The following is a 13680-nucleotide window of genomic DNA, read 5'->3' on the forward strand; positions in this document are numbered from 1 at the left end:
CAGAAGGCGCGCGCGGCCGCATGAGCTCGCAGTGGGACGTAGTCGAGACGCAGGGGCTGCTCGAGCTGCGCGGCGCCGCGGATCGCGCGGGACTGCTCCTGCATGCCGACGGCGCGGTCGAATATGGCAACGCCGCTGCCGCCGCGCAAGGACGCTGGGTTTTTGAGCGCGTGCCGGGCGATGTCGTCTATGAGGCGGAAAACGCGTTTATGGGCGGCGGCGTCGCCGCGCATCAAGAGCTGCCCGGCTACGCGGGAACCGGGTATGCATCCGGATGGGGTGCGGGCGCGGTCAGCGCAGCAACTGGCGCTGACGGCACAAACGGCGCCGCCGGCCCGGACGAAGCGCATGCCAAGCTGGCCTTCACCGTCAATGCGCAGGCCGCAGGAGAGTACGACGCGGTCGTGCGCTACGCGAATCAAGGCACATCCGTCCCATCGACGCTCGCCGTCGCCGTCAATGGCCTTTCCGCCGCAACGCTCAGTCTCCCGCCGACCGGCGCAGGCTGGTCGACGGCGGCGATGCGGCTGACGCTGCGCCAGGGCTTGAACACGATCGCGCTCCGGCCGGCGGAAGGAGCCGCCGCGCAGGCAGCGGCACTCGCCGTCGATTCGCTCACGCTGAAGTACAGCGTCGCCCCGGCGTACCGCGGCGCGACGACGCCGTACGCGACCTACGAGGCGGAGGACGCCGAGACGAACGGCGAGCTGCTGCGCGCCTCCCGCGCTTACTACGATCCGGCCTCCGAAGCCTCCGGCCGCCGGGCCGTGAAGCTGAGCGAGACCGGCGACTATGTCTCGTTCACGCTGGCGCGTCCGGCCAATTCGATCGTGCTGCGCTACGCGATTCCCGACAGCGCGGACGGCGCGGGCCTTACCGAGACGCTGGGGCTGTACGTTAACGGCCAGTTCAGGCAGAAGCTGACGCTGACGTCCAAGTACGCCTGGGAATACGGCAGCTATCCGTGGTCCAACGATCCGACGCAGGGCAGCGGTCACCGCTTTTTCGACGAGACGCACGCGCTCATCGGCGACGTGCCTGCGGGCGCAAAGATCACGCTAAAAAAGGATGCCGAAAGCACCTCGCCTTTTTACACGATCGATCTGGCGGACTTCGAGCAGGCGACGGCTCCGCTGCCGATGCCCGAAGGCTTCCTGTCCGTGGACGATTACGGCGCGGCGTCGGATGACGGCAGCGACGATACCGCCGCCTTCAAGCGTACGATGGAAGCGGCGAAGGCCGAAGGCAAGGGCGTTTGGTTCCCCGCCGGCGAATACGAGCTGCGGGACGGTTTGCTCGATCTGGATCGCATCCAGATCCGCGGCGCGGGCATGTGGCATACGCAGCTGACGGGCGCCAAGTTCGTGGGCAAAGGCGACGATATCGGCGTCTACGATCTGCTCATCGACGGCGATATCAACGTGCGGGACGACGAGGCGATCACCAATGCGTTTCACGGCGGCTTCGGTCCGGGCTCCGTGCTGCACAACGTCTGGATCGAGCACACGAAGGCAGGGCTGTGGCTTACCAAGGTGAAGGACGGCGAGGAATATACGCACGGCCTGCACATGGTCGGCTTGCGTATGCGCAATCTGATGGCGGACGGCATCAACTTCAGCGTCGGCACGACGGACAGCATGCTCGAGCAGAGCGACGTGCGCTATCCGGGCGACGACGGCATCGCGATGTGGTCGACCGACGGGCGCTCGAGCATCAATAACACGGCGCGCTTCAACACGGTGAGCCTGCCTTGGCTGGCAAACAACATCGCCGTCTTCGGCGGCACGGACAACCGGATTCAGGATAACTTGGCCATGGATACGATCACCAACGGCTCCGGCATCACGGTGTCCACGCGGTTCAATCCGCTGCCGTTCGCGGGGACGACGGTGGTCGAGCGCAATACGCTTATTCGCACGGGCAGCTACGATACGGGCTTGCAGACGAATCTGGGCGCATTCTGGCTGTTCGCCGATACGAAAAACATGACCGGAGACATCGTTGTTCGCGACAATACGGCGCTGGACAGCACGTTCGCGGGCGTCGTAATCAACGGGACCCAGGCAATCTCGGGCGGCAGGCTGCTCCTGCAAAATCTCGTGCTCGACGGCGCCGGCACGGCCGGCGTGCAGGTGGCGCAGACCGTCACGGGCGCGGCCGAGGTCGACAACGTCATCGTTCGCGGCGCGAAAATCGCGGACGTCGCGAATGCCTCGGCAGGCTTCGCTCTTCGCGAGGTTAACGAGGGCTTCGCGTCCGCGGCCAAACCGTTCGCGGCGACCGCCGAGGGGGGCTCGCCGAACGGCTTCGCCCTGACCGCGGGCGCAACGCTTGCGATCAAGGTGACCGACGCCGCAGGCAAGGACGTCACGGCGCAGTCGACGTTCGCGACGGAGCAGGCGTCGATTGCGGCCGCGGATGCCGCGGGCGTGCTGCGCGGCATCGCGACTGGCGAGACGCGCCTGCGCATCGCCTACGGCGGAGCCGAGCGGACGTACATGGTTAAAGTCGCGGCCGCGCAGGCCGTAAACCCGCCGGTCGATACCGGCGGCGGCAATGCCGGATCTGCCGGCAGCGCCATCGACGCTGCGGCTTCCGCCAACGACGCCAAGCTGAAGGCGTCGGCGGGCGACGCGATCGCGGTGAACGCGTCGGCCGACGGCACCGCGCCGTTTACCGCGCAGGCGCTGCTCACGGCGGCTGCCGGCCGGCCGAATGCGGTTCTCACGATCGCGAACGGCGGCGCGACGTACCGATTCCCGCTGTCGTTGGCCGCCAAGCTCATCAAGGATCGCGGCTACGATCAGGATCCGAAGGCGCTCTGGATCTTCGAGATCAAGCCGCTCGAAGATTCGGCCCTGCCGCCGATCCGTGAGGCGGCGGCGCGTCAGAAGCTCGACCTGGTCGCGGCGCCGGTCGAATTCGCCGTCGCGCTCCGCAGCGGCGCGAAGATCGAGACGATCGCCGACTTTGGCGGCGTCTATGTCGATCGCACGATCCGAACGCCGGATCGGCTCGACGAAGCGAGCGTCACGGCGGTCGTCTACCGGCAGGGCGAAGCGGGCATGGGATCGTTCGTCTACGTGCCGGCGCTGTTCCGGGCGGGTGAGGACGGCGGCACGATCGTCACGATCCGCAGTCCGGGCAACAGCGTATACGCCGTCGTATCGCATGTCGCGACGTTCGCGGACCTGTCGAATCACTGGGCGAAGCAGGAAATCGAGCGGCTCGCGTCGAAACTTATCGTCAAAGGCATCGGAGGCGATGCGTTCGGACCTGCGCGCAGCATCACGCGGGCCGAATTCGCGGCGCTGCTCGTCCGGGGGCTCGGTCTCCGGGATCCCGGAGGCGACACCGGCTTCAAGGACGTAGAAGGCAGCGCCTGGTATGCCGCAGAGGTGCGCACGGCGGCCGCCTACGGTCTTGTCCGCGGCTTCGGGGACGGCAGTTTCCGTCCGCAGGCGACGGTCACCCGCGAAGAAATCGCGGTCATGGCGGCGCAGGCGCTGAAGCTGGCCGGCGCGCCAGCCTCGGCGGACGGGGAAGCGAAGTCGGCCGCAGCGTTCGCGGATGCGGCGGACGTTCATGCCTGGTCGGCCGACGCGGTTCGTGCCGCGTCTTCGCTCGGCATCGTGAAGGGGCTGCCGGACGGCCGCTTCGCGCCGCGCGCGTCGGCTACCCGCGCGGAAGCCGCCGCGATGCTGAGCCGCACGCTTCAGGCGGCGGGGCTGTCGAACGCAGCCGATTGACGGCAGCGCCGGACATCCTTCGATGCGATGCATGGCGAGCGGCAACAAAAGCTTGAATCGCATCGTCAATACGATTTGAAAACGAAAATGCGCGTCTTCGCTCCGAAGCGGAGATGCGCATTTTTGCCGGTTAGCGGACGACGGCGCCTTCCCAGGGCGCGGCGGCCGTCCGGGCGCCGCGCCGCATGCGCGAGAACGAAAAGGTCGCCGGGGGGGAAGCATGAGGAGAACGATAGGGGTATGGATGCTGGCGCTGCTGCTCGGCGCGCTGGGCTGCGCAGGCGGGATCTCCGCCGCATACGCGGAAGAGGCTGCGTCGCTGATTCGCAACGGCGGCGCCGAGCGCGCGGCGGGCGGGAGCGGACAGCCCGAAGGCTGGACGCAGGACGTATACGCGGCTGACGCGAACGGCGCGGCGGTCAGCACGCTGACCGTCGGCCAGGACGGCGGCCATAGCGGCCAAGCTTATTTGAGCGTCTCCAGTACGAGCGAGAACGATGCGCGCTGGATTCAGACGATCGCGGTGGAAGCCGATTCGATCTACAAGCTGTCCGGCTGGATCCGGGTCGCGGGCGGACTCGCCGATCGAACCGGCGGCAACCTGTCCGTACTCGGCATCGCGGCTCCTTTCCCTGCCGTGGGAGATACCCAGGGCGAATGGCGACAGGTCGAATGGTACGGTAAAACGGGGGCGGACCAGACGAGCATCGCCGTCGCGGCCCGCCTTGGCAGCTACCGGCAGCCTGAACAGCGGCAAGGCGGACTTCGACGACATCTCGCTCGAAAAGCTGGCGGAAGCGCCGGCAGGCGCCGTAATCATTCCGCTGTGGCCAGAAGCATACGCTGGAGCGGCATCCGGCGGCGGAGCTTCGGGAGGCGGGCACGGTACCTACACGGCCATGATGTTTTTGCTGGCCGCCGCCTACGCCGCATTGGCCTGGGGCCTCGTGTCTTACCTGCGCCGCATGGGAGAGGCGACGCTGCCTGTCGGCGGCAAGCCGCGCGCAGCCAATGCCGCCGTCTTCCTGCTTTTTGCCGGCGCCTTGCTCATTCGCGCAGCTTGCGCGCCGATCATGCAAGGGCATCCGATCGACGCCCTGGACTTTTATTTTTGGGCGAATCATGCCTACGAAGCAGGCCTTCACGGCTTTTATACGTCCGACATTTTCGTGGATTATCCCCCCCGGCTACATTTATGTGCTGTACGTCGTCGGCCTGCTGCAGAAGCTGATGCACATCGGCTATCCGTCCGCCGGCTCGGCGCTGCTTCTCAAGCTGCCGTCGATCGCGGCCGACCTCGCGGCTTCGTATGTGCTGCTGCGCCTCGCGCGTCCGCGCTTCGGCGCGGCGGCAGGTGCTGCGATCGCTTCTCTTTATCTATTCAACCCGATGGTATTCCACAATTCGGTCGTGTGGGGCCAGATCGATTCGTTCCTCGCGCTGTTTATCCTTCTTGCCGTGTGGGCGATCGCGGCTGGCAGGCTCCCTTATGCGACAGCCGCCGTCGTCGTCGCGGTGCTGATCAAGCCGCAGGCGATCGTCGCCATTCCGGTGCTGCTGCTGGCGCTGGCCGTCCGGCGCAGCCTCAGAGCCTGGGGCGAATCGCTGCTCTACGGCGCGGCCGTCTTCGTACTGCTCGTACTGCCGTTTTCCATCCATCAATCTCCCGACTGGATCGTCGAGCGCTACAAGGCGATGTTCGACAGCTATCCGTACGCGACGCTGAACGCCGCCAATTTGTACGGTCTGCTCGGCCTGAACGGTGTCAAGGTGTCGGCCGCGATGGCGTTCTGGAGCAATCTGTCCATCGTGCTCATCGTCGCTTACATCGTCTGGCTGGCCTGGCGGCATCGCAAGCTTGAAGCCGCGCCGCGCTGGGCGTATCTCGCTTACTTGACGTTCCTGCTCGTGTTCGCCCTCAAGACCAGCATGCACGAGCGCTATGGCTACCCGGCCGTCGCGCTTGCGCTGCTCGCGTTTATCTTGCTCAAAGACCGCCGCTTGCTGTGGATGTTCCTTGGACTCACGTTCACGCATTTCGCGGACGCGGCTTACGTGCTCTACTTCGGACTGGACAAAAACTATTACCTGTCGGCTACGGACGGCTTCTTCCGCTTCCTGTCGCTCGTCAACCTGGCGATCTCGGCTTACGCCGTCTACGTCGGCTGGACGCTGGACAAGGGCAAGGCGCTGGAGGCCGCGCCGGCCGCAACAGCCGTTTCGTCAAAAGGCGGCAAAGGCGGCGCCTCGTCCTATACGGCGCCATCCAAAAATGGGGCGTCCAAATCCGGGCCTGCCAAACCCGCCTTCGAGATCGCCGTGCCGGCATCCGACGCCAAATTCTCCCGGCTCGACCGGCTGCTCGTCGTCGGCTTGACGCTCGTCTACGCCATCATCGCGCTCGTCAATCTCGGCTCGATGCGCGCGCCCGAATCCGGCTGGACGCCGGCCGCGCCGGCCAGCGCCATCGTGTACGACTTCGGCGAGCCGCAGGCGATCGCCTCCGTCATCTGGTTCGGCGGCACGCGCGACGAAGGGCGCGCGGAGGACAGCACGATCGAGCTGTCGCAATCCGCCGACGGCGCCAGCTGGACGAACACTTTGTCGTTCACGCTGAACGGCGGCTCCGTCTTCCAATGGAAGGAACAGCCGGTCGCCATCAACCAGCGGTTCGTGCGCGTCTCGGCGTCGAATCCGGGCTGGACGCTGTACGAGCTGTCCTTCCGGGACGCAGAAGGCCGCAGCCTAGCGCCGGCCAAGACGAGCGAAGGCGGCGCCGCGCTGCTCGACGAGCCCGGCGACGTGCCGAAGAAGCCGTCTTATCTCAACAGCATGTATTTCGACGAGATCTACCACGGCCGCACCGCTTACGAGTTCCTGCATCATATCGAGCCCTACGAGACGACGCACCCGCCGCTCGGCAAGGGGCTGATGGCGCTCGGCGTCTCCCTGTTCGGCATGAATCCGTTCGGCTGGCGGATCATGGGCACGCTGCTCGGCATCGCGATGATTCCGCTCATGTATTTGCTCGCCAAGCGGATGTTCGGTCGCACCGAGCTTGCCTTCGCGGCGGCGTTCCTGCTGACGTTCGACTTCATGCACTTCACGCAGACGCGCATCGCGACGGTCGACGTCTACGGCGTTTTCTTCATCCTGCTGATGTATCTGTATATGTACAAGTATTACGAACGGGCGCTGGCCGGAGAAAGCTTCCGCCGGGTCGCCGTGCCGCTTGCGCTGGCGGGTCTGTTTTTCGGTCTCGGATCAGCGAGCAAATGGATCGATATTTACGCGGGGGGCGGACTTGCGGTATTGTTCGCGATCACGCTGTGGCGGCGCCGGGCGGAGCATGCTTTCCTGCTGCGCACCGTGCTGTGGTGCGTGCCGTTTTTTCTGGTCGTACCCGCGCTGATCTATACGGCGAGCTATATTCCGTTTTTCCTCGTGCCGGGCCCGGGGCATGGCTTCCACGACATGCTCACTTATCAGAAATTCATGTACAACTACCACGCGCATCTGGTGGCGAACCATCCGTTCGCGTCGAGCTGGTGGGAGTGGCCGCTGATGATCAAGCCGATCTGGTATTACGGGGGCGCCGTCGCGGCGGATCAGGTGTCCAGCATCGTGGCGATGGGCAATCCCGCCGTCTGGTGGATCGGCATCGCCGCCGTCGCGGCCGCGATCGTCCTGCTCTTCAAAGGCAGGGCGCGCGACCCGCGGCTCGTCTTCCTGCTGATCGGTCTGGCCGCGGAGTACCTCCCTTGGGTCGGCGTGTCCCGCTTGACGTTTATCTATCATTTTTTCGCGAGCGTACCCTTTGTGATTCTCCTGATCGTATACGTATTGAAGGAGGGCAGGGATCGCGGGCGGCTGACGCGCGGCCACGTCTACGGTTATCTCGGCGCAACGCTGCTGCTGTTTGTTCTGTTCTACCCGATTCTGTCCGGCATGACCGTGGACAAATCGTACGTCGTTCACGCGCTCCGCTGGTTCAATTCCTGGATTTTTAACGGCTAACAAGGAGTAGAGCGGATGATGACGGAAAAAACGAACGCCCAACGCGGAAATGCGGAAGGGATGCCGTCCGACCGCGCAGACCGCGCAGACCGCGCAGACCGCGGAGACCGCGGAGACCGCGCCAACCGCGACCGCTGCCCGCTGTGCGGCGGGCCGAACGGCTGCGCGATCGAGGCGGGCCGACAGCCCGAGTCCTGCTGGTGCATGCGCAGGACGATCGGCGAGGATGTCCTTGCAGGCGTGCCGCCGCAGCTGCGGGGCGCGGCCTGCATCTGTCCGATTTGCGCGGCTGGCGGCGGCTGAACCGCGGTATCCGATCGCATTCCTGACGCTAAGCGATAGGGAGGAGATCGTCACGAAGCTGTTAATCTTGGGCGGTACCGTATTTTTAGGCAAGCATGTCGCGTTGTCCGCGCTGCGGGCCGGACACGAGGTGACCGTGTTCCATCGGGGACGCAGCGCGGCCGGCGATATGCCGGGCAGGATCGAGACGCTGATCGGGGACCGCGACGGCGACTTGTCGTCGCTCGCGGGACGCGAGTGGGATGTTGTCGTGGACACCTCCGGCTATGTGCCGCGCGTCGTGCGCCGGTCGGCGCTCCTGCTCGGCGAGTCGATCGATCGTTATCTTTTCATTTCCAGCAAATCGGCTTATGCCGACCTGAGCCGACCGGGCGTCAATGAGACATGGCCGCGGCTGCGGCTGCCGGAGGCGGAAGCGGACAGCGAGGACGTGCAGCGTCACTACGGCGCGCTCAAAGCGGCCTGCGAGGCGGAGCTGGAAGCGCTGCTGCCGGGCAAGCTGCTCGTCGTGCGGCCGGGATTGATCGTCGGACCCGACGACCCGACGGACCGGTTTACGTACTGGCCGTCCAGAATCCGGCTCGGCGGCGAAGTGCTGGCGCCCGGCGATCCGGACGCGCCCGTCCAGTTCATCGACGTCCGCGATCTCGCGGACTGGATCGTCCGTTTAGCCGAAGCCAGGGCGGCCGGCGTATACAATGCAGCAGGTCCGGCCGGCGCGATCGGCATGCGGCATTTTTTGGACGCCTGCGTTCGCACGATGAACCCGGAGGCGCGGTTGACCTGGATCAGCGACGATTTTCTTCTAAAAAAGAGGCGTGGGGCCGTGGATCGAATTGCCGCTATGGATACCGCCTCAAGGCGAGACGGCGCCGTTCGCGCACACGATGTCGGCGGATGCGGGCAAAGCCTTCGCCGCCGGACTTATTTGCCGCCCGATGGAAGAAACGATCCGCGATACGGCGGATTGGGATGCGACGAGGCCGGCAGCAACAACGCGACGCGCCGGCATGGCGCCCGATCGCGAGGCGGCGCTGCTCGAAGCCTGGCAAAACCGGGACGCATAAAAAAAGGCTGTCCGGCCTGCGAATGGCCGGAACAGCCTTTTTTTATGCCTTTTCGGCGGCTTGCCGCGCCCATTCTTCCGCGACCCGGAGATCCTCGGGCGGACGGTGCCCGCGCTGCAGCTGCGGAATCGACAGGCCGAAGTCCATCTGCAGATGCGGATAATCCGGGAAGCTCTCCCAGTCGCCGCCCCAGGAGAAGCCGAGACGTTTGGCGATTCCGACGACTTCCATCCAGTCCGACTTCCCGTTGCGATTGCCGTCGTACGACGTATCCCAGAGCACGTCGCCATTCTTCCCCCCGAATCGCGAAGTCGATGGCCAAGCCGTAGTTATGATAAGATTGGCCGCCTTTGGCATTCGTCACGATGGCGCCCGGCGCGCTTCGTCCTTTGCGATAGAGCGCGTCCTGTTCCGTCCCGCTGCGAAAGCCGTCCGTGATCGCGATCCGGATGCCCAACGCTGCGGCCTCGGCCTTCAGCGTCTTCATTTTCTCGGCGACGATCGGATGCAAGGCGACGACCGGAGGCACGTCGCGCCAGAGCCCGGCGGGCAGGAGCAATATGACGGCCGGCAGATTCGCGGCGACGACCAGCGCGACGGCCGCGCATACGGCGAGCAGCAGTCTTCCGCGACGGCGGGCGGGAGCGGCACGCCTTCTCGCCAGCGACGCGCCGTTGGATTCCAGGTTCATATCTGTTCCTTCCCTTCAAACTCTATCATAACCTCTATTATTCTCTGAAATACGATTCGTAGTCCCTGTCTGTTGCAAATTCGTTGAGATTACGAATATGGAGTCGATGAGTTACGGATATTAAAAAGAGAAGAAGGAAGAAGATCGGCAAATTCAGGCTTGCAAAAACTAATGAGGTTAGCTATATTAAAACTAATAAGATTAGTTTTTGAGACGGAGGTTAAAAACCATGAAAATCACGACACGCGCCAGCGTGCATCAGCTATCCTTCTTGCCGCGCTTTTTTCCGGTTAATGCGTACTTCGTTGAGGAAAAGAATGGCCTGACTTTGATCGACGCAGCGCTCCCTTACAGCGCCAAGGGGATTATCGACGCGGCGGCCCGGATGGGCAAGCCGATTCGCCGCATCTTGCTGACGCATGCGCATAGCGACCATATCGGCGCGCTCGACCGTCTGAAGTCGGCGCTGCCCGATGCCGAAGTGCTCATTTCCGCGCGGGATGCCAGACTGCTCGCCGGAGACAAATCGCTGGATGCGGGCGAGCCTGCGTCTCCGATCCGCGGCGGCGTACCGAAGCCGGGCGCCATACGTACGCGGCCGGATACGCTTCTTGCGGACGGCGATCGCATTGGCTCGTTGCTCGCGGTAGCGACGCCCGGCCACACGCCCGGTTCAATGTCCTTTCTGGACACGCGCACGGGCGCATTGATCGTGGGAGACGCGTTCCAGGTAAAAGGCGGCATGGCCGTCTCGGGAAAGATGCAGCCGTTGTTTCCTTTTCCCGCGATGGCGACCTGGAGCGCAGCCGAGGCGATTCGTTCGGCCAAGCGGCTCGTCGGGCTGAAGCCGACGCTTCTCGCGGTCGGGCATGGCCGGATGATCGCGGACCCGATCGGGGCGATGAACGCCTCCGTAAGCGAGGCGGAGCGCCGTCTTGCGTCTCAAGACAAGGGAGGAGCCAGCCATGTCACCGCGAATCGGCCTTGATCGGAACACACTGCTACAGGCCGCCACGGAGATGGCCGACGAGCAAGGCCTTGATTCCGTAACGCTCGCATCCCTCGCGCAGAAGCTGAAGATCCGTTCGCCTTCGCTGTACAATCACGTGAACGGCTTGCCCGATTTGCGCCGGGAGCTGGCGCTGTCGGGTCTCGCCAAGATGGCGGCCTGCTTTGAGGCCGTTTTGCCCGAAGCCGCCGGCGACGAAGCCTTGCGCGCTTTCAGCCGCGTCTACCTTGACTTCGCCCGCCGGCATCCGGGCTTGTACGAAGCGTTGCAGCGCGCGCCGGATCCCGCAGACCGCGAACTGAACGAAGCCGGGGCCGCGGTCGTCAGCCTTGTCGTTCGCGTCATCGAGAATTACGGCCTGCGCGGGGGAGGCCGCCATCCATGCCGTGCGCGGCATCCGCAGCGTTCTGCACGGCTTTGTCGCGCTCGAGCGCCAGGGCGGATTCGGGATGCCTCTCGATCTGGACATGACTTTTCAGCGGCTGGTGGATGCGTTTATCGCCGGTATCCAATCCTTTCGGGAGCCATTTTAACAGTATCCCCTTCGAACAGGGAACCATGAAGCGAAGGAACCGACCCACGGCACAAACTTGGATGTTCACTTTTGCGGGATGACATTCGCGCCGATTGCGCGACGGTCAATGCGAGTTTGTCGTCCTATTGCTCAGTATTCCCGGTTTGCGGAGCTTTCCCTGACGCAAAGGGATATCGTTAAAACGCAGCGAAGACCCGTACGCTAGGTTCCCTGACGCAAGGGGATATCGTTAAAACGCAGCGAAAGTCCGTACGCCGGGTTCCCTGACCGAAGGGGATATCGTTAAAACGCAGCGAAAGCCCGTACGCCGGGTTCCCTGACCGAAGGGGATATCGTTAAAACGTCACGCAGGCGAGGTGGCCGATACTGCCATGCCTTGACAGCGCGTGCCGAATCGGATAAAGTGTAACTTACCAAAAGTAATTTACTATAAATGATAGAGAGGGCGGTCCTTATGACGCGTTCCATCCATCCCGATACCGATCTCGGCACCGTTCACTTAAAGGTTGCGGAGCTGGACCGTTCTATCCGGTTCTATGAGGAAATCATCGGCCTCAAGCTCATCTCCCGCGAGGGCGATACGGCCCGCATGGGCGCAGGAGGGGCTGCTGCGCTGCTGCAGCTCGAGCAGTTGCCGGAAGGCGCGGTTCCGGCGCCGCGCAGGCGCACGGGGCTGTACCACTTCGCGATCCTCGTGCCGACGCGCGAAGCGCTGGGGCTCGCGGTGCGCAACTTCCTGCAGCGCCGCGTTCCGATCGGCCAGGGGGGATCACCTGGTCAGCGAGGCGATCTATCTGAGCGATCCCGACGACAACGGCATCGAGGTGTACGCCGATCGCCCTCGCGAGACGTGGTCGTATACGCCGACGGGAGAGGTCGCGATGGCGACGGACCCGGTCGACATCGAAGGACTGCTCGCTTTGGCGGGCGACAAGCCCTGGAGCGGATTGCCGGCCGGCACCGTAATGGGGCACGTGCATTTGCACGTCAGGGATTTGCAGGAAGCGAAGCGGTTCTACGTCGACACGCTCGGCTTCGATATCGTCGCGAACTACGGCGGGCAGGCGCTCTTCGTGTCCGCGGGCGGCTACCATCACCATGTCGGCCTCAATACGTGGGCGGGCGTCGGCGCGCCGCCGCCCCCGGCGAACGCGCCCGGGCTGATTTACTTTACGGTCCGGCTGCCCGACGCCGCGGAGCTTGCGCGTATTCTGAACGCGCTGGGCGAACAGGGGATTCCGTCGGAACAGGCGGAGGACGGTTATCTCGTCTCCGATCCTTCGTCAAATCGCGTGCTGCTGACGGTGCGTGTTTAATCTCCCTATTAAAAAGCCTTCGGCTGCCGAATCCGGCGTCCGGAGGCTTTTTTCTCATGGCGGGCTAAATCAATCGTCCTGCGAGGTCAAAATCACGGGACCGTCCTTCGTAATCGCGATCGTGTGCTCGAACTGCGCGGACAGCTTGCCGTCCATCGTGCGCGCGGTCCAGCCATCGTCGTCGATTTTCATTCGCCAGGTGCCCTCGTTGATCATCGGCTCGATCGTGATGACCATGCCTTCCTGGAAGCGGAAGCCTTTGCCTGGGATGCCGACATGAATGAAGTTCGGCTCCTCGTGGAGCTCCCGGCCGATCCCGTGCGCGGCAAGCTCGCGAACGCAGGAGAAGCCGTTCGCTGCCGCATGCTTGTGCAGCGGGTACATCGCGTCGCCGATCCGATTGCCGATGACGGCGTGCCGAATGCCGATATCCAGGCACTCCTTCGTCACGCGCATCAGCTTGTCGGCTATCGGCGACAGCTCGCCGACGGCGTACGTCCATGCCGAATCCCCGAGCCATCCGTTCAGTTCCGCGACCGTATCGATCGTGACGAGATCCCCTTCTTTAAGCGGCGTATGGTTGGGGAAGCCGTGCGCGATGACGTCGTTCACGGAAGCGCAGGTGGCGAATTTATAGTCCTTGTATGTCTTCGTGAACGGCCTGGCGCCGTAGCCGGCCATGACATCTTCGACAAGCTCTTCGATCTGCCACGTCGTCACGCCCGGCCGGATCATCTTGCGGATCTCCTTGTGACAGGCGGCTACGACGGCTCCGGCCGCTCTGATCTGCTCGATCTCCTGCGGGGATTTAAGCGTCACCATGACTTGCAGGCTCCTCTCTATTCTACGGTCACGATACACCCTTTAGCCGAGTGGCGTCAATTCGCCGGCATAGCCACAGTATGCGCGACAAGGCGGGGCCGTGCGGGAGGACAAAAAAATCGAACATCTTTCGCACCAACGATTGAATTGCGCGGGACGCGGCGGCATGCT

The 13680-nt window shown here is 64.0% G+C and carries 7 protein-coding genes and 4 pseudogenes; 9 read left to right on the plus strand and 2 right to left on the minus strand.

Translation table 11 applies throughout. From position 1 onward, the window contains the following. The first annotated feature begins 20 nt into the window (after positions 1–20). From OMP40_RS37175 to OMP40_RS37200, 6 genes and pseudogenes are all read left to right on the plus strand, one after another. On the plus strand, positions 21–3749 hold the full coding sequence (locus OMP40_RS37175) for an S-layer homology domain-containing protein (protein ID WP_277539113.1): 3729 nt from the start codon (positions 21–23) through the stop codon (positions 3747–3749). Between the two features lie 220 nt (positions 3750–3969). Further along, on the plus strand, positions 3970–4980 hold the full coding sequence (locus OMP40_RS37180; protein ID WP_277539115.1) for a hypothetical protein: 1011 nt from the start codon (positions 3970–3972) through the stop codon (positions 4978–4980). Then, positions 4872–7766, plus strand: coding sequence for a phospholipid carrier-dependent glycosyltransferase (locus tag OMP40_RS37185; protein WP_277539117.1), 2895 nt, complete (start codon positions 4872–4874; stop codon positions 7764–7766). Before OMP40_RS37180 ends, OMP40_RS37185 begins: the two co-directional genes overlap by 109 nt. Positions 7767–7781: 15 nt before the next feature. After that, positions 7782–8069 (plus strand): cysteine-rich CWC family protein, encoded by a 288-nt coding sequence (locus OMP40_RS37190; protein ID WP_277539119.1) that lies wholly within the window; start codon positions 7782–7784, stop codon positions 8067–8069. Positions 8070–8238: 169 nt separating this feature from the next. Next, a pseudogene (locus OMP40_RS37195) lies at positions 8239–8712 on the plus strand (Rossmann-fold NAD(P)-binding domain-containing protein); the annotation flags it as partial. Between the two features lie 175 nt (positions 8713–8887). Then, positions 8888–9136 (plus strand): hypothetical protein, encoded by a 249-nt coding sequence (locus OMP40_RS37200; protein ID WP_277539120.1) that lies wholly within the window; start codon positions 8888–8890, stop codon positions 9134–9136. A 42-nt stretch (positions 9137–9178) separates the two neighbouring features. On the opposite strand, the pseudogene OMP40_RS37205 reads toward OMP40_RS37200, so the two are convergent. Then, positions 9179–9827: pseudogene (locus tag OMP40_RS37205) on the minus strand (M15 family metallopeptidase). A 229-nt stretch (positions 9828–10056) separates the two neighbouring features. Here OMP40_RS37205 and OMP40_RS37210 point away from each other — a divergent pair. From OMP40_RS37210 to OMP40_RS37220, 3 genes and pseudogenes are all read left to right on the plus strand, one after another. After that, on the plus strand, positions 10057–10815 hold the full coding sequence (locus OMP40_RS37210; protein WP_277539122.1) for an MBL fold metallo-hydrolase: 759 nt from the start codon (positions 10057–10059) through the stop codon (positions 10813–10815). Between the two features lie 172 nt (positions 10816–10987). Then, positions 10988–11369, plus strand: a pseudogene (locus OMP40_RS37215) (TetR-like C-terminal domain-containing protein). A gap of 456 nt (positions 11370–11825) precedes the next feature. Then, positions 11826–12687 (plus strand): annotated as a pseudogene (locus OMP40_RS37220) (VOC family protein). 69 nt (positions 12688–12756) lie between these two features. Here the strand turns inward: OMP40_RS37220 and map are convergent. Beyond that, positions 12757–13509, minus strand: a complete 753-nt coding sequence (gene map, locus OMP40_RS37225) for a type I methionyl aminopeptidase (RefSeq protein WP_277539124.1) — start codon at positions 13507–13509, stop codon at positions 12757–12759. Between the last annotated feature and the right edge of the window lie 171 nt (positions 13510–13680).

Origin of the sequence: Cohnella rhizosphaerae (assembly GCF_029525575.1) — a bacterium.
Taxonomy (GTDB): domain Bacteria; phylum Bacillota; class Bacilli; order Paenibacillales; family Paenibacillaceae; genus Cohnella; species Cohnella rhizosphaerae.